18 protein-coding genes are annotated in these 16,351 nt (G+C 33.5%); 16 read left to right on the top strand and 2 right to left on the bottom strand.

Translation table 11 applies throughout. From position 1 onward, the window contains the following. Window positions 1–17 precede the first annotated feature (17 nt). From CN288_RS24730 to CN288_RS24755, 5 genes are all read left to right on the top strand, one after another. Window positions 18–365 carry a hypothetical protein gene (locus tag CN288_RS24730; protein ID WP_026590876.1) on the top strand — a complete coding sequence of 116 codons (348 nt, stop codon included), beginning with the start codon at window positions 18–20 and terminating at the stop codon, window positions 363–365. A 10-nt stretch (window positions 366–375) separates the two neighbouring features. Next, on the top strand, window positions 376–1,254 hold the full coding sequence (locus CN288_RS24735) for an SDR family oxidoreductase (protein WP_098303329.1): 879 nt from the start codon (window positions 376–378) through the stop codon (window positions 1,252–1,254). Between the two features lie 154 nt (window positions 1,255–1,408). Further along, a complete protein-coding gene (locus CN288_RS24740) occupies window positions 1,409–1,861 on the top strand; it encodes a CHRD domain-containing protein (RefSeq protein ID WP_098303330.1) in 453 nt (150 codons plus the stop codon). 354 nt (window positions 1,862–2,215) lie between these two features. Next, window positions 2,216–2,770, top strand: a complete 555-nt coding sequence (locus CN288_RS24750) for an undecaprenyl-diphosphatase (protein WP_098303331.1) — start codon at window positions 2,216–2,218, stop codon at window positions 2,768–2,770. A gap of 250 nt (window positions 2,771–3,020) precedes the next feature. After that, window positions 3,021–3,518: a DUF421 domain-containing protein gene (locus tag CN288_RS24755; protein WP_026590880.1), complete on the top strand. Its 498-nt coding sequence runs from the start codon at window positions 3,021–3,023 to the stop codon at window positions 3,516–3,518. A gap of 29 nt (window positions 3,519–3,547) precedes the next feature. On the opposite strand, the gene pdxR is transcribed toward CN288_RS24755, so the two are convergent. Further along, window positions 3,548–4,984: a MocR-like pyridoxine biosynthesis transcription factor PdxR gene (gene pdxR, locus CN288_RS24760; RefSeq protein ID WP_098303332.1), complete on the bottom strand. Its 1,437-nt coding sequence runs from the start codon at window positions 4,982–4,984 to the stop codon at window positions 3,548–3,550. A gap of 148 nt (window positions 4,985–5,132) precedes the next feature. On the opposite strand from pdxR, the gene CN288_RS24765 reads away from it, so the two are divergent. The 4 genes from CN288_RS24765 to CN288_RS24780 all read left to right on the top strand — a co-directional run bounded on the left by CN288_RS24765 (window position 5,133) and on the right by CN288_RS24780 (window position 8,523). After that, window positions 5,133–6,050, top strand: a complete 918-nt coding sequence (locus CN288_RS24765) for a DMT family transporter (protein ID WP_098303333.1) — start codon at window positions 5,133–5,135, stop codon at window positions 6,048–6,050. Between the two features lie 213 nt (window positions 6,051–6,263). Continuing rightward, window positions 6,264–6,791: an isochorismatase family protein gene (locus CN288_RS24770; RefSeq protein WP_098303334.1), complete on the top strand. Its 528-nt coding sequence runs from the start codon at window positions 6,264–6,266 to the stop codon at window positions 6,789–6,791. A gap of 208 nt (window positions 6,792–6,999) precedes the next feature. Then, entirely contained in the window at window positions 7,000–7,458 is a 459-nt protein-coding gene (locus tag CN288_RS24775; RefSeq protein WP_026590884.1) for a GNAT family N-acetyltransferase, read from the top strand. A gap of 354 nt (window positions 7,459–7,812) precedes the next feature. Further along, window positions 7,813–8,523 carry a class I SAM-dependent methyltransferase gene (locus CN288_RS24780; protein ID WP_098303335.1) on the top strand — a complete coding sequence of 237 codons (711 nt, stop codon included), beginning with the start codon at window positions 7,813–7,815 and terminating at the stop codon, window positions 8,521–8,523. A gap of 148 nt (window positions 8,524–8,671) precedes the next feature. On the opposite strand, the gene secY is transcribed toward CN288_RS24780, so the two are convergent. Then, the gene (gene secY, locus CN288_RS24785; RefSeq protein WP_026590886.1) at window positions 8,672–9,976 is read right to left on the bottom strand and encodes a preprotein translocase subunit SecY; all 1,305 of its coding nucleotides are present in this window, start codon (window positions 9,974–9,976) and stop codon (window positions 8,672–8,674) included. A gap of 542 nt (window positions 9,977–10,518) precedes the next feature. Between secY and CN288_RS24790 the strand changes: the two genes are divergently transcribed. The 7 genes from CN288_RS24790 to CN288_RS24820 all read left to right on the top strand — a co-directional run bounded on the left by CN288_RS24790 (window position 10,519) and on the right by CN288_RS24820 (window position 16,197). Then, the gene (locus CN288_RS24790; protein ID WP_098303336.1) at window positions 10,519–11,310 is read left to right on the top strand and encodes an arylamine N-acetyltransferase family protein; all 792 of its coding nucleotides are present in this window, start codon (window positions 10,519–10,521) and stop codon (window positions 11,308–11,310) included. Between the two features lie 130 nt (window positions 11,311–11,440). Next, a complete protein-coding gene (locus tag CN288_RS24795) occupies window positions 11,441–12,091 on the top strand; it encodes a YdeI/OmpD-associated family protein (RefSeq protein ID WP_098303337.1) in 651 nt (216 codons plus the stop codon). A gap of 93 nt (window positions 12,092–12,184) precedes the next feature. Further along, window positions 12,185–13,300, top strand: a complete 1,116-nt coding sequence (locus CN288_RS24800) for an NAD(P)/FAD-dependent oxidoreductase (protein WP_090689469.1) — start codon at window positions 12,185–12,187, stop codon at window positions 13,298–13,300. A 162-nt stretch (window positions 13,301–13,462) separates the two neighbouring features. After that, window positions 13,463–14,026, top strand: coding sequence for a GNAT family N-acetyltransferase (locus tag CN288_RS24805; RefSeq protein WP_098303338.1), 564 nt, complete (start codon window positions 13,463–13,465; stop codon window positions 14,024–14,026). Window positions 14,027–14,118: 92 nt separating this feature from the next. Beyond that, on the top strand, window positions 14,119–14,493 hold the full coding sequence (locus tag CN288_RS24810; RefSeq protein WP_026590891.1) for a nucleotide excision repair endonuclease: 375 nt from the start codon (window positions 14,119–14,121) through the stop codon (window positions 14,491–14,493). 175 nt (window positions 14,494–14,668) lie between these two features. After that, window positions 14,669–15,280, top strand: coding sequence for a DUF4352 domain-containing protein (locus CN288_RS24815; RefSeq protein ID WP_098303339.1), 612 nt, complete (start codon window positions 14,669–14,671; stop codon window positions 15,278–15,280). 137 nt (window positions 15,281–15,417) lie between these two features. Further along, a complete protein-coding gene (locus CN288_RS24820) occupies window positions 15,418–16,197 on the top strand; it encodes an undecaprenyl-diphosphate phosphatase (RefSeq protein ID WP_090689476.1) in 780 nt (259 codons plus the stop codon). Window positions 16,198–16,351: the final 154 nt, after the last annotated feature.

Genomic DNA, 16,351 nt, shown 5'->3' on the forward strand with positions numbered 1-16,351 from the left:
TATATAGGAGGCTTAGTATGAAGAAAAACGTAATAGTCTTGTTGATATGTATGGTGGTAGGAATCGGAGCGATAGCAATTGTGATATATAATAAGAAAAGTGAACAATGTATAGCAGTTGCTATTCAAATAAAATCCGTTGTTGTAGATCATAACAACATGCCTTTAGCAAATGTTAAAGTTTATGAGGGCTCAATTACAAATAAGGAACGTGCTATTTCAAATTCACAAGGTGAATTTGATTTTTATTCTGGTGTTTGTGGTAAGATTACTTTACAATTGGTTACTCCAGATGGGGAGAGCTATACGCAAAAATATGATAGAGAAAATGTACCTAAATTAATTCAATTGGAAAATGAACATTGAGGAGAATAATATGAAACCATTACAAGGAAAAGTGGCAGTAGTTGCAGGAGCAACACGTGGTGCTGGAAGAGGAATAGCGATGATGCTCGGTGAAGCCGGAGCGACTGTATATGTAACAGGGAGAAGTACAAAAGGAAATTTATCATCAATGGGAAGAATGGAAACAATTGAAGAAACAGCAGAACTCGTTACAAAACAAGGCGGAAAAGGAATTGCCGTTCGTGTGGATCATACAGTAGAAGCAGATATTAAAGCACTATTTAATAGAATCCAAGAAGAACAAAACGGAAAACTTGATATTTTAGTAAATGATGTTTGGGGCGGCGATCCGCTTACTGAATGGGAAAAAGATTTTTGGGAGCATGATTTACATAACGGCTTGCTTATGCAACAACGTGCTGTCCATTCACATATGATGACAAGTTATTATGGTGTTCCGCTTATGGTGAAAAATAAGAAAGGACTTGTTATTGAAATTACAGATGGGATTGATTATCAGTACCGCGGTAATTTATATTATAGCTTAGCGAAAATCTCAACAATTCACTTAGCAGAAGCGATGGCAAAAGATTTAGAGAAACATGGTATTACTGCAGTTGCGGTAAGTCCTGGCTTTCTCCGTTCTGAAGCAATGTTAGATTTATTTGGTGTGACTGAGGAAAATTGGCAAGAAGGTGTAAAGGAAGATCCTCACTTTATCGCATCTGAAACACCTTTCTTTGTAGGAAGAGCAATTGCTGCTTTAGCAAGTGATTCAAACGTTCATAATAAAACAGGGAAAGCGCTTAGTTCATGGGAGTTGGCGAGGGAATATGGGTTTAAAGATATTGACGGAAGACAACCTGATTGGGGAAAATATTTCGAAGAGAATGTGTTAAAAGAACAATGAGTATTATATAAAATTAAATGAAGGCTAAGAACCCTTTATAAATCGGTTTTTAAGTCTTCTTTTTTGTTATTACAATCCTTGCTGATTAAATAGCTTCCTTTTTTATGTTCACCTTCCTTTTATAGTTAAAACGAACAAGCTATTTTTTTGTCTAATGAATAATATATGGCATCAAATAAATAAGGAAGTGAATCACACATTGTCCCAATGTTTTATTGCTAAATTAGGAGGCCGGGAGGAAGTGCCCTCTGTTTGTACAAATGCTTTTGGAATAGCACAATTTAGAATTAATGATGATTTTACGATACTTCCATTCAAACTGGTAGTGCATGATATAGAACGAGTGACTGCTGCTCATATTCATTTAGGAGAGGGAGTAGAAAATGGTCCAGTTGTTGTTTTTCTATTTGGTCCGGTTACACGAGGAATTAGTGTAGATAGAGGAGTGGTAACAGGAACGATTACAGCATCTGATCTTGTGGGTCCTTTACAGGGAATATCATTACTGGATCTCGTAAGAAAGATGAGTGCTGGTAATACTTATGTAAACGTTCATACGGAAAAACATCCAAATGGAGAAATTAGAGGACAGATAAAAAGATTTTAAAATTTCTTAACTGTATATTGTTAGTGCAGAATATAATCCCCTATTTTTTCTTATAAGTATGATGACAAAAACCTTTAGACATAATTATGACTAAAGGTTTTTAATGTGGGGAAATGTATACAGGACCAACAATTTTAAAGGAGGTTAAGTTCATGGAAGATAATAAAAAATCGATCCTTGCTTTTATCGTGTTAGTTTTAGGTTTAGTGTTTTTTGTTGGAGGTATGGTTTATAGCTTGTGGGGACCATTTTAAATTTGTTCGTGACTAACTGCCCCTGGGTAATCCAGTCATAAATTCCTTTTTATTAGTTAGGTTAAGTTATATATTTCGAACATAAAGGAGAACATTAGCAATGAATTATATACTATTTAAAGCGATAAATGGTCTTGCTAGACGAGGAACTACTATGGATACGATAATGATTTTTATCTCACAGAAGACTCGATATTTATACCTTTTCATATTAATATGTATGTGGTTTAGAAACAATTTCTACAAAAAAATTATTTTGTATGCAGGAATTTCAGCAGGAGTCACTTTAATTATAAATCGTATCATCCAAATTTTTTATTTTAAACCTCGTCCTTTTATTGTTCATCGAATTCGTTTGCTTATTCCATCAAAAAATAATTCTTCATTCCCAAGTAAACATACTGCTTTAGCTTCTGCTGTAGCAACTTCCATTTTACTTCATGAACGTTGCATGGGCTCTATTATGTGGTTATTAGCAGTTTTGACAGGTTTTTCACGTGTTTGGGTAGGGCATCATTATCCATTTGACATAATTGGGAGTGCTGTTATAGGTAGTCTAACAAGCATTGTTATTGATAAAAATACATATACGTTTCAATCTTTTACTACTTGGATTATAAAGATGTATTCATCGTTTACAAAATTATTTAAATGAAAAGAAGCAGCAACTCTCCTTTTTTATTCTCAAAAATTATACCCGATATAAAGAGAACATCCACTTCTTTTTGTGAAATTTGAAACAACCTAGTAAATAGATGAGGAGAAATAGGAATTGACTAGGATAACTAAAAACTAGGCACGGCTAGTATATACTTGTTTTTAGTTTTTATGTGCTGTGTGAACAATAAAGAACTGGATCAATGGTAATGCTATTTATTAATTACCATTAAAGGAATGGATTGTTGATGAATATTTTTTTTGAAAGCATAATTTTAATTGTTACGGGTATCCTTGCGTTAAAATTAACCGGAAGTAAATCTGTTAGTCAGATGACACGAGCTGAGATTATTATTGTTGTCTCCATTGCGCGTATTATTGTAGAGCCGGTATTAAGTAGGAAAGTAGGGCCATCAATCCTTGCAGCTTGTATATTTTCAGGCATTTTACTTGTTATTCATTATGTAGAAGTGAAATCAAGGGGGATAGAAAAATTTTTAAATGGTAATAGCATTGTTATTGTTGAGGATGGAGAAATTTTGAAAAATAATTTGAGACGTACGAAAATAACAGAACAGCAATTACTTATGTATTTAAGAGAACAGGGAATTCATGATATAACAACATTACAGCAAGCAACAGCAGAACCGAACGGTCGCATCGGATATCAATTAACAGCTGGCGCGCAGCCGGTTACATGTGAAATGTTAGAAAAGATGTTGCATCAATACAACCTGAAAAAATAGTTAATATGGGGTATATTAACTATTTTTTATTATTTTAAGGAATGTAGTAATACGTTATGAAGTCTTTTTAACCCAATCAACATGTCTTTTTCATTCAACATGGAGTAACTAATTCGTAAATAGTTATAGTTTGATTCATGATTCAAAATACAGGCCGTTCCTGGTAGGAATGAAACATTCACTTCATTCGCTTTTTTCAGTAGCATAAAAATATCAATTGAATTCGGAAGTGCTCCCCATAAATTAAAGCCACCTAGAGGTTTTTGAAAATAAACTTCTCCTGTTTGAAAAGTTAATATTTCTAGTGTTGTATCGCGTCTTACTTGTAAAGCAGTACGCAATTTTTCTAAATGGTTTTTCATTCTTTCTGCTCGTAAAAATGGAAGAAGTGCTTTTTGTGTCAATAATGGACTGCCTATATCCATCGAAGCTTTCACAGCGTATAACCATTCGAAAATAGGACCTTCTGCAGCTAATGCTGCAATACGAAGGCCTGGTGCTAATGTCTTACTGAATCCTTTTAAGTATATAACATGCCCGTTTGCATCAAAGGTTTTAAGTGGAGCTGGAATTTTAGCACCCTCAAAATATATTTCTCCAAAAGAATCATCTTCAATTATAAAGAAATGATATAGCTCCGCTAGTTCTACAAGTTCCATTCGTCTTCTTTTACTCATAACAGTACCTGTAGGGTTTTGAAAAGTAGGATTTACATAAATTAAAGTCGGCTTCTTTTTTTGACAAACTTCATCGATTAAATCAGAACGAATCCCTTGTTCATCAAGCTCAATTGGGATGATTTGAACCCCTTTATTTATAAATACATCGATTGCGGCACCATAGCACGGGCTCTCTATTATAACTGTGTCACCTGGTTTTAATAATGTTTGAGCAATTAAATCAATTCCTTGCTGAGCACCACTTGTAATTAATAAAGTAGAAGAGTCTACAGATAGTTTTTGATAATCCTTTAAATATCTTGCAATTTCTATTCGAAGTTCTTCATCTCCTTGAACTGATCCATAAGTTGCCAATATCATTTGATTGTCCGCTATTATTTTTTGCATTTCACCCGAAAGAAAAGGATTGGGTAAAAGCCGAGGATAAAGAATAGCTTGTGAAAAATCATAATGCTTTCTATGTTGATTCATTACATATTGAGATCGCATGACATTGATTGATTTTCTATGTTGCCAATCATATGGCTTCGGCTGATTTTTCCGATTTATCGGTTTATGTATATACACACCTTTTCCTTGCTGAATATATACATATCCTTTCGTTTCTAACTTTTTATAGGCTTTACGAACGGTTAATATGCTTATCTGTAAATCATCCGCCATAGAGCGTAATGAAGGTAAAAAATCCCCATTTGATAGCATTCCACTTTGAATCCGCTCAACGATTTGCATATAAATTTGTTGATAGAATGGTATGTTAGATTCTTTCCGCAGTATAATCTTCATCAGCTCACCTAAGTTTCTTTTTAATTTAATTAAATCCAAAAACATATGCAGAAGCAACTATAGATTTATCAAACTGTTATACGCCTTGATATACTGTTATACACTGTTTCCTCTATACTCATTTCAAGAATACAAAGGAGGAAATGAAATGGTCATTTTTAATTATATTTTAATTTGTATAATTTTTGGGACAACATTTTTAACAATTAAAATTGGGATTGAAGCGGGGACGCCACCATTATTCTCGGCGGGAATTCGTTTCTTTTTGGCAGGCGTTATTCTTATTATCATATTTTCCTTAAAACGAAAACATGTCATGCCATACTTGTTATCAAAAAGAATTATGTACACTGGTTTTTGTTTAACCTTTATGACATTTGCAACGTTATACTGGGCAGAACAGTATATCTCTTCTGGATTAGCAGCTATTCTTTCTGCGACAGGGCCAATGATGATTTTGTTATTACAAGTGAAAAGAAATAAAACAAAATTACAAAGGGAACAACTTCTTGCACTAATCATAGCGATTAGTGGAGTTGTTTGTATTTCCTTACCAGGTATGCATCAACATTTCACTTTTATATGGAGTATTGCTTGTTTTGTTATATTAATAGGAGAATTGTTTTATGCAATAGGCTCCATTTGTTCAAAAGAAATACTTTCAGATTTGCCAAAAGTATCGCCATTTCTTATTAACGGAATCCAAATGTTTTACGGTGGAGTTTTTCTGTTGATTACTTCTATTTTTACAGAACAGCCAAATCTAGCTATGTTAACATCTTGGAGTGTACAATGGCCCATTTTGTATCTCGTATTTATTGGATCAATTGGTGGCCATGGACTCTATTATTGGCTCTTATCGAAAACAAATCCAGTTTTCCCATCAACTTGGCTGTATGTATCCCCATTAATTGCTGTTATTACAGGATACGTATTTTTAGGGGAACCAATTAATCCATTAATGGGAATCGGAGCATGTCTCATCTTGATTGATGTATTTTTAGCAAATCGCTCTACACTTGAAGTGTATTTTAAACAGGGAAGATTATTTAAAAAAGAAATGTAAAATTATATTTTGGTTGTGAAATAAAAGAATATTTTATCTTAATGTGCCTACAAATGACAGAAAAAACAAATTATTAGATAGAGTTAGAACTTTTTATATGTTATAATTATATATTGTTTTTATAAAATGGCCCTGTATATGATAGGGCTTTTTTGAGTTGTAAAGTGATAAGGAGAAAAATTATTATTCAACAAAGGGATAGGAGAGATACATGTGAAACAAGCATTAATTGTTATCGATTTGCAAGAAATCTTTTTTTCAGAAGAAAAAAATCACTTATATCAGCATGAACAATTACTTGAAAATGTGAACACAGTCATTAACTGGGCAAAAGTAAAGGAGATACCAGTAATTTTCATTCAGCATACAGATCAAAATCCATCAGATGAAATGGCGAAGGGGAAGTATGCCTGGGAATTACATAAAGGGTTGTACCGAGAAAGTAATGATATTGTTATAGAAAAAATCACATGGGACGCCTTCTATCAAACTACTTTAGAGGAAACTTTAAAAAAATTAGGTATAGAGCAATTAATTTTTGTGGGTGCTCAAACTGAATTTTGTTTAGATACGACTATACGAATTGCCTATAGTAAGGGATATCAACATAATTTGCTAGTAAAGGGTGCGCATAGTACGTTAAATAGCAATCAACTTAGCGCCAAGCAAATTATTGAGCATCATGAGTCTGTATGGAATAACCGTTTTGTGCAAATGCAGCCGCTTGATTTATATAAGTGATGAGAGAAATCATGAAGCTTTTCCAATCCCATTAAACAACTTGAATAAAATAGGGACTAGATGTTATGATTCCCGGTATTAAAGAAGAACCGCTAGAGAATGCAATTGCTCCTCTTGAAATTAGAGTGCAAGCATCATTGAAAAAAGTCAGTATGTTTTTGAGTTTTAAAACAAGTACGAGGAAAATATTAATAGGAGGGGACGTCTTATGGAGATAAAAATAGATGATTTAACCGGTACTGCAGTAGAAAAATTATTGATGGATCATCTACAAAGCATGGCACTACATTCTCCCCCAGAAAGCAGGCATGCTCTAGATTTAGATGGATTGCGGAAAGAAGATATTACATTTTGGAGTGCATGGGAAGGTAATGATTTAGTTGGATGCTGCGCACTTAAAGAACTCAATAGTCAACATGGGGAAATAAAATCAATGAAAACATCTTCGTTGCATTTAAGAAAAGGTATTGCCAAGCGACTTCTTCAGCATATAATTGAGGAAGCAAAGCGACGTGGTTACCAGAGATTGAGTTTGGAAACAGGATCTATGGATGTCTTCAAACCGGCTAGAAGTTTGTATACAAGTATGGGATTTCAATATAGCAAACCGTTCTCGAAATATATAGAGGATCCAAATAGTGTGTTTATGGAAATGAAATTTATGTAAATGATGTAAATAACCGAAGAAATATTTGTATTTAATGAGAATGTATATCTACTTTATTTGTAATATTGTCGTAATAATCGTAATGATAATTCTGAAAAGACAGAATTACATTCTGGTTCTAAGGGTATTTCTAATTGTTTTGTTGGATTTTAAGGAAGAGAAAGGTAAATACTTTTAAAGCAATATAAAAAGAAAATTAGGTATCTTTCTGCGCGTTAAATTAACATAAATAGGCATAAGTAGAGAGTTCAAATTTATTTGGATTTAAAGTGTTGTTAACCCTAATGAAACACGAAGCAATCTAATCGCTTATATAATTAGATTGTAAGAGTTAATTGGAAAGAAGGGGTTACTGTGAAAGAAATAATTAGTAGTTATGAAGATGTATTGAATATGTTAGATTCATTATTACGTGAACCAACTCAATTTTGGGATGGTTTTTATTCAAATCGTGAAGAAGAAGTTCCCTTTTTTACTAATAAACCAGATGAGAATCTCGTTAATTATTTCGAGAAAAAATTACTTAGTCCAGGAAAAGTTCTTGAATTTGGATGTGGTCCAGGCAGAAATGCAATTTACTTTGCTGAAAAAGGATGCTTAGTTGATGCAGTAGATTTATCACAGAAATCCATTCAATGGGCAACCGAACGTGCAAAGGAGAAAAATGTAAATGTAAATTTTATTTATAACAATATCTTTGACTTAAAAATCAAAGAGAATACATACGATATTGTGTACGATTCAGGATGCTTTCATCATATTGCACCACACAGAAGAATGAATTATATAAATTTGGTGAAAAAGGCTTTAAAACCAGGTGGTTATTTTGCAATCACTTGTTTTGTTCAAGGCGGAGAATTAGGTGGGGCAGACATAACGGATTGGGAAGTATACAAACTACAAAGTCTTAAAGGTGGATTAGGATTTACAGCTGAAAAACTTAGAGCCATTTTTAGTGACTTTTCTGAAGTAGAAATACGTAGAATGAAGGAAATAAATCAATCAAACCCAGTTTTTGGTGTCTCTGGACTGTGGACAGCTTTATTTATGAGTAAAAAGAATTAAGTGAATATAAAGTAATATCAACGGAAGAAATATTTTTTTCAAAAAAGAAAACAAAGTCTTTCTGATAACTCAACATTCTTTTAAGCAACATAATGAAACCCTCTCGNNCGAGAGGGTTTCATTATGTTTAGTTCATATGTACAAAGCATTAGTTTACTTTCTTTATAAACCCTTTGTAATGACGTTTTACAAGCTGACTTTCTAGCGTTTTCATTGTTTCTAACGCTACCCCAACAATGATGAGTAGGCTTGTACCACCAATTTGAGCAGAAGGTGGTAAAGTAGCAATCTTTGTGAATACGAGTGGTAAAATTGAGATAGCGCCTAAGAAAATAGCACCAATAAATGTTAAACGATACAAAATTTTTGTTACATATTGCTCTGTCGATTTACCCGGACGAATACCTGGAACATATCCATTTTGCTTTTTCAAGTTCTCTGCCATTTGTTCAGGGTTTACTTGAATAAATGCATAGAAGTATGTAAAAGCAATGATGAGTCCAACATAAAGAGTCATTCCGATCGGATGCGCGAAGTCCAAGTTCGTGCTTAACCATTTCGATACATTAGAGTCAGGAAATAGCTGCGCAATTGTCCGCGGTGTCATGAGAAATGCAGAAGCAAAGATAACAGGGATTACACCTGCACTATTTACCTTTAAAGGTAAATGAGTATTTTTTGCTCCTTGATATTGATTCTTACCTGAAACAGCTTTTGCATATTGAATAGGTATTTTACGAACTGCTTGTTGGATATAAATAACACCGACAACGATTGCTAAAATAACTAATCCAATCAATATGATTTTGACAATATGCATAAAGAGTTGATCGCCAGCATTTTGGAATTGCTGTAAATAAATCTGATTTACCACGTTTGGAATTGCTGCAACAAGCCCCGCAAAGATAAGCATTGAAATTCCGTTTCCTACGCCGTTTGCAGTAATTTGTTCACCTAACCAAAGTAAAAATGCAGTACCGGCAGTTAGCACTGTAGCGATAAATAAATAAGTAGTCCATCCTGGATTAGAAATTAGTTGCCCGCCTGCTATATTGTTAAAGCCAATAGACATTCCAATGGCTTGAATAAATGCGAGAATGATTGTAAAGTATCGGGTAAACTGAGCTGATTTTTTACGGCCCATTTCACCTTGCTTTGCCCACTCTGTAAATTTAGGTACAACATCCATCTGTAACAACTGTACAATAATGGAGGCTGTAATATAGGGTGTGATACCAACAGCAAAGATTGAGAAGTGTTGTAAAGCCCCTCCGCCAAATACATTTAGCATACCTAAAACATTGGCTTGATCTTGTACCTTTAATACCTCTGCGTTAGTATGAGGAACTGGTATAAACGTGCCAATTCGAAAAACAATTAACATCGCAAGTGTAAAAAGGATTTTCCTTCTTATCTCAGCTACTCTCATAAAGTTTGAAATTGTACGAAACATCATGTCGCCTCCTGTATTTTTATCAGTTACATAAAACTGATTGTTATATCCCGATGAATAAACCACAAACCTCCTTCCGTTTAAAATTCATTTGACAAATGGATTTTCGTACATTTTGTAGTTTTTTCACGGATTTAAGAAATACAAGTATTTGTATAGACGATAGATTTATTTTCGTAATCATTCAATAACCATAATATAACTAATAAATCAAAAAATGTACATAGATGTGCATGAAAAATGAATAAAAAGGGTACTTCTTTACAATTGTTATATGAAGAGTTGATTACATAAGTTTGTAATTGTTATCTATACATAAGTAGAGAATTATCCATAATGGTCGCATGGTTTATGAAATAAGTTTATGGATTATATACAAGAGACACGAATGGATTTTGAAAAATTATATTCACTAAATGTGCGAATGGGTATGGCACTATTGTACCGGTACAGTTATTGTAAATGAACATTGTTGATACTCATCATAACTTTTAAAATTTGCATATAATACATTCACTCTAAATATTGAAGGGGTGCTTTATATGACAGAGTTACAAGATCAGTTTTTTGAAAGATTGAACCTTAAGAAACAACAGACTGTGAAATTTGAGGACTTGAACAAAATAATGAGCGCAATTGCGTATGAAATTCCATTTGAGAATTTAGATATCGTAATAGGTAATACGAAAGAAATTTCTAAAGAGAATTTACAAAAGAAAATATTAATGAGTTCACGAGGTGGGCTTTGCTATGAAATGAATTCTATTCTATATTATTTTTTACAAGATTGTGGATTCGATGTGCAGTTGGCATTAGGCACAGTTTATAAAAGTGATTTAAATGTATGGTCTATTGAAGATAGTCATATTACAATCATTTTAAATTATGATTCCGCGTTGTATTTAGCTGATGTAGGAATTGCTTCATTTGTACCTCTCACACTTGTACCGTTTACTGGTGAGGTTGTTACTTCAAAAAATGGCGAATATCGTGTTATAAGAAAAGATACAGATAAAGGAACGTATATTTTAGAAAGACGAGACATTCACTCGCGGCACACCTCACAAGAAAATATAGAATGGAAGGTGTGTCACGCCTTTCGTACAGATCCCATTGATGAAACAATTTTAAATGAAGTTCAAAGAAAAGTTATAGAAGATGAGAATTCTAGTTTTAATAAGGGGGCAATTGCAGTAAAACTTACGCATTCTGGATATGTCTCTTTGACGAAAGATAGCTTGACTCAAGTAATAAATGGTCAAAAAAGTAAAAGTGTAATTACAGAGAATCACTACGAAAAGCTCTTACATGATAGATTTAACATAGAAATGTAAACCGAAGTAGTATGAATCTTAATGTAAAAGCATCATGGGAAATAGAGGGTTTATTTGCACAGCAAGGCCATTCTCTTTTATAGTAATATAGGTACGATAAAAGTAACAATGAATAGAAAAGGAGTCTACTATGTCAGTTATCGATAAATTGAACCTTAGTAAATATAGTAATATGGCAGTAATGAATCAACCAAACGATTATGCCCTATTTGCTGAACAAGCAATTAAGTTATCTAAAGATCATGATGCTATCTTCATTTTTGTAGAAACACTTGATGAGATGGTTAAACACACGCAACTTATTATTAATAAACAATTATTACTCGAAAAAGGCTATTTATTTTTCGCCTATCCGAAAAAAGGTAATACGCGTTATGACACTTTTATTCACAGAGATGAAATATTTCCAGCGATGAAAGTTGGAGAGGATGGATATGTAGGTAATAGTGATATCAAATTCGCGCGGATGGTTAGTATGGATGACGTCTTTACTGTTATTGGCTTAAAACGTGAAAAAAAGAAACCAAAGAAAACATCTGCTGCTAGTCAATGTGTTTCTGATTATATAGAGAATATTAAAGATGTAGAAGCATTTTTAGCTAATCACCCAAATGAACTTCAGTTTTATCAAGGTTTAACACCAGGATATCAAAAAGATTGGGCGCGCCATATATTTTCAGCAAAACAGCAACAAACACGCGAAAAACGTGTGCAGCAAATGATTGAAATTCTTTCACAAGGTTATAAATCAATGGATTTATTCCGCAGAAAGAAGAAATAAAGAAAATTTAATAGTAGAGCGTGATATTTTTAAATTAGGAAACAAATGTTAAATAATAAGATATAAAAGAATGAATAAGAAAAGGTGTTTTGAATGAAATCGTATATTGTAGTTGGAGCTGGAATTTTAGGAGCGTCTACTGCTTATCATCTCGCTAAAGAAGGAGCACACGTTACTCTAGTTGATCGCCAGGATTTAGGACAAGCAACGGATGCAGCAGCAGGAATTGTATGTCCTTGGCTTTCACAGCGGCGTAATCAGGCTTGGTATAAAATCGCAAAAGGCGGAGCGCATTACTATACTTCTTTAATTCAACAATTAGAAGAAGATGGTGAAACAGATACAGGTTATAACCGAGTGGGTGCGATTAGCTTACATACGGATGATAAAAAGTTAGATCAAATGGAGGAGCGAGCATATAAGCGACGTGAAGGTGCTCCTGAAATTGGCGAAATCACTCGCCTATCGCCAGAGGAAACAAAAAAACTATTCCCGCCGTTATCAGAGGAATATGGATCTGTACATATAAGTGGCGCAGCTCGGGTAAATGGACGAGCTCTTCGTCAATCTCTTGTAAATGCTGCGAAGAAACATGGTGCTACCTTTATAAAAGGAGATGCTGTTTTAATTCATGAGAATAATTATGTTAAAGGAATTCATGTAAATGGCGAAACATTAACGGCGGATCAAGTAATTGTCACTGCAGGAGCTTGGGCAAACGAATTACTAAAACCACTTGGGGTAAATTTTCTTGTGACTTTCCAAAAAGCACAAATTGTTCATTTACATATGCCGGATACTAATACTGAAAACTGGCCAGTTGCGATGCCGCCAAACGATCAGTATATTTTAACTTTTGAAGATGGCCGTGTAGTTGTAGGGGCAACGCATGAAAATGATACTGGTCTTGATTATCGTGTTACAGCAGGTGGTTTACATGAAGTGTTTGATAAGGCATTGTCTGTGGCACCAGGATTAGAAAATAGTACAATGCTGGAAACGAGAGTTGGCTTTAGACCATTTACACCAGGTTTTCTCCCAGTTATTGGTCCATTACCTAATTTTAAAGGTATACTCGTTGCGAATGGTTTAGGCGCTTCGGGATTAACAGCAGGTCCATACTTAGGTTCTGAGCTTGCGAAACTTGCTTTAGGACAACCGATAGAATTAGACTTAAATGATTATGACGTAGCAGGAGCAATCGAATAATTACAAAAACAAAAAAGATTAGGCATAACTACCTAATCTTTTTTGTTTGTTTCCACATTGCTCGCAGTAAATTTTATATGTGTAGAGGGAATTTTGAGTATTTTGGAGAAAAGCTATATGGATTGTAATTTTGAAATTTAGGAGATTAAGGAGTTGTCTTCGGTGGATCATGTTGAGATAAGAAGACCAATCATCGATGATTTTGAAGAATTAAATCAATTGTTTCGAACAGTCATTATCGATACGTTTGCTAGAGAAGGTCTATCGGAATTGGCTGATGACATAGAAAATGAAATTGAAACGAAAAAGCAGTACTTGAAATGTGACTTTGATAGCAATGGGAAAAATCGATATTTTTTGATAGCTGTAGATAAACGTTGTAATAAAATTATCGGCACAATTGAATTTGGTCCATCAAGTAAAATTATTAATAGTTGCACAGATGACGCATTAAAAAACTTGAATGAGGTGGGGACTGTATTTGTACTCCCGAATTATCAAAGATGCGGCATAGGAAATTTACTCTTAAATGCGATTTTTCTTACCTTATTGGGTAAAGGCATAAAAGAATTCTGTTTGGATAGCGGATATACTAACGCACAAAAAATATGGAAGAAAAGATTTGGAGAGCCTAACTTTTTGTTAAAAGATTATTGGGGCGAGGCGTATGATCATATGATTTGGAGAAAATACATACATGATATACCTATAATATTTGGGAGGTAGTGAAAAAACGGTATTTTTACTCAACACGAATAGCTTTTCTTGCATACATGTGCTATTATTTACCTTTATAATAAAAGAGGACGTGAAGCAACTTGATTAAAATTGATTTACCTGCAGTTGATGTTTCTATAACAGAAAGAAAACAAGTAATAAAAGGCGATGAGCCAAGAATCACTCCAATTCATGGGTTCATTGATTTCCACCTATTCCCAAGAGATAAAGGCGGCATTTTTATGTTTTATAACATTAATGACGAACTTCTCTTTGTAGGGAAAGCACGTAAAATAAGACAGCGTATTAAAAAGCATTTTGAAGACAATGTTTCACCAATTAAAGCAAATCGTGATGAAGTATACCGCATTGATGCATGTATTGTAGAAGATCCAATGGAAAGAGAAATTTACGAAACATATATTATTAATGAGTTTCAAGCGAAGTATAATGTTGATAAGGTATTTTATAAATAAAATAAAAGCAATGTAAAACATGATCTTAGTAATATAGTAAGGTCATGTTTTTTTATTTAACAAAAAAACATTGAGTCCTCTTTGATTATTCGACAAAATATAACAATGCAAAAGATTGTTTTTTGCTATGATAAGTAGGGAATTTATATATTGTGTTTATTGGGGGATAAAAAGTATGTTAAAAAAATTTACTACATGTATTTTGGGTGGAACTTTAGTATTTAACTTATCTGGCTGTGAAAGTACATCAGATAAAACTTCTTCTGAATCGAAAGAAACAATTTCTAAGCAAGAAGAAAAGAATATGAAAACAAAAGAGAATACAGATTCGAAAAATAAGGAACAAACAAAGGCAAAGACAACAATAAAAGAAAAAGAATATCCATTAAACAAAACTTTTAATACGTCAAAATTTGATGTAACTGTGAAAAGGGTTGTAGAAAGAGATAAGGTGGGTAAAGAAAGCATAGGGATTCAAGAAGCTGATAATGGAAATGTCTTTATTGTTATAGAAGTTGAAGGGAAAAATATAACAAACGAATCGATTAAATTAGCAGTTTTGCCATCAGTTGATTTAGTGGATGAAAATGATAATGCTTACGAAATGAATGTCTGGGCAGCTAGTAGTTATGCAGTTGAAAAAGGTGTAACTCCTAATCTTAATACAGAATTAAAACCTGGGGAAATAAAGAAAGATAATAGAGTTTATGTGATTAATAAAGAGAAGTTTGACACAGGTAAATGGTATGTTCTTGTTAATCATGAACATAAAGAACAAATTAAATAAAGTTTATACTAAGAGGGGGATTTTCCCTCTTTTTTGTTGTCTGGAAAAGTCCTTACATCTTGAATTCGTTTCCCTTTCTTTCATAACAGGTAAAAATAAACATATACTGGTACAAGCAAACAAGAAAGGAGACAATCATGAACTGGTTGGAAGCTTTTATATTAGGAATTATTCAGGGGTTAACGGAATTTTTACCTATAAGCAGTACCGGTCACTTGTATTTAGGAAGACATTTGTTTCATTTAGATGAAGCTGGGCTTTTTTTAGACACGATGCTGCATATTGGTACCCTGCTAGCGGTATTTATTTATTATAAAAAAGAGTTTATCTATTTGGTTAAAAACCCATTTTCAAAACTTACATTTTTACTCATTGTAGGAACAATCCCGGCCGTTATTATCGGTCTACTATTTAAAGATTTCTTTGAAGAGATTTCAAAAACGGGCATAACTATCGGATGGGAGTTTTTAGTGACAGGTTTGTTTTTGTATATGGCAGAGAAACAAAAAAATGGACGTAAGAAAATGAATGACATTACATATAAAGATGCTTTTATCATTGGCTCCTTTCAAGCATTTGCTATTTTTCCAGCAATCTCTCGTTCTGGTATGACAATTGTCGCTGCACTTTGGAGGAAACTAGACCGTGAAACCGCAGCGTATTTTTCATTCTTATTGTCAACACCTGCAATTGTTGGAGCAATCATCTTACAGTCTGTGGACGTTTTTCAAGGTAAAGCAGAAACAATTTCAAGTACATCGTTAATTGTTGGCACTTTATCCGCGGCATTTTTCGGATATATCGCAGTATCTTGGATGATTCAATATTTAAAAAAGCATTCTCTTAAAGTGTTCGCTTATTATGTTTGGGCTCTTGGCATATTAATATTAACTTTACAGTTCACTGGCATATTTTAAAGAGAGCCCTTGGAGATATACAGTTAAGCAGTAAGCATATATTAAACTAGCTCTTGCTGGTGAAGATGATTAGATTAACCTAACTTACTCACTTAGTACTTGTAATGAAAGGAAAAGATGAATAAATGTTGATAAAAAAATCCTGTCGTGTAAA

It is taken from the genome of Bacillus sp. AFS023182 (assembly GCF_002560575.1).
GTDB classification, from domain to species: Bacteria; Bacillota; Bacilli; order Bacillales; family Bacillaceae_G; genus Bacillus_A; species Bacillus_A arachidis.

What these genes read in the sequence shown, in the direction of transcription:
- CN288_RS24730 (WP_026590876.1), top strand. Translation starts at nt 18, where the DNA reads ATGAAGAAAAACGTAATAGTCTTGTTGATATGTATGGTGGTAGGAATC.
- CN288_RS24735 (WP_098303329.1), top strand. Translation starts at nt 376, where the DNA reads ATGAAACCATTACAAGGAAAAGTGGCAGTAGTTGCAGGAGCAACACGT.
- CN288_RS24740 (WP_098303330.1), top strand. Translation starts at nt 1,409, where the DNA reads ATGAATAATATATGGCATCAAATAAATAAGGAAGTGAATCACACATTG.
- CN288_RS24750 (WP_098303331.1), top strand. Translation starts at nt 2,216, where the DNA reads ATGAATTATATACTATTTAAAGCGATAAATGGTCTTGCTAGACGAGGA.
- CN288_RS24755 (WP_026590880.1), top strand. Translation starts at nt 3,021, where the DNA reads ATGAATATTTTTTTTGAAAGCATAATTTTAATTGTTACGGGTATCCTT.
- pdxR (WP_098303332.1), bottom strand. Translation starts at nt 4,984, where the DNA reads ATGAAGATTATACTGCGGAAAGAATCTAACATACCATTCTATCAACAA.
- CN288_RS24765 (WP_098303333.1), top strand. Translation starts at nt 5,133, where the DNA reads ATGGTCATTTTTAATTATATTTTAATTTGTATAATTTTTGGGACAACA.
- CN288_RS24775 (WP_026590884.1), top strand. Translation starts at nt 7,000, where the DNA reads ATGGAGATAAAAATAGATGATTTAACCGGTACTGCAGTAGAAAAATTA.
- secY (WP_026590886.1), bottom strand. Translation starts at nt 9,976, where the DNA reads ATGTTTCGTACAATTTCAAACTTTATGAGAGTAGCTGAGATAAGAAGG.
- CN288_RS24790 (WP_098303336.1), top strand. Translation starts at nt 10,519, where the DNA reads ATGACAGAGTTACAAGATCAGTTTTTTGAAAGATTGAACCTTAAGAAA.
- CN288_RS24795 (WP_098303337.1), top strand. Translation starts at nt 11,441, where the DNA reads ATGTCAGTTATCGATAAATTGAACCTTAGTAAATATAGTAATATGGCA.
- CN288_RS24800 (WP_090689469.1), top strand. Translation starts at nt 12,185, where the DNA reads ATGAAATCGTATATTGTAGTTGGAGCTGGAATTTTAGGAGCGTCTACT.
- CN288_RS24815 (WP_098303339.1), top strand. Translation starts at nt 14,669, where the DNA reads ATGTTAAAAAAATTTACTACATGTATTTTGGGTGGAACTTTAGTATTT.
- CN288_RS24820 (WP_090689476.1), top strand. Translation starts at nt 15,418, where the DNA reads ATGAACTGGTTGGAAGCTTTTATATTAGGAATTATTCAGGGGTTAACG.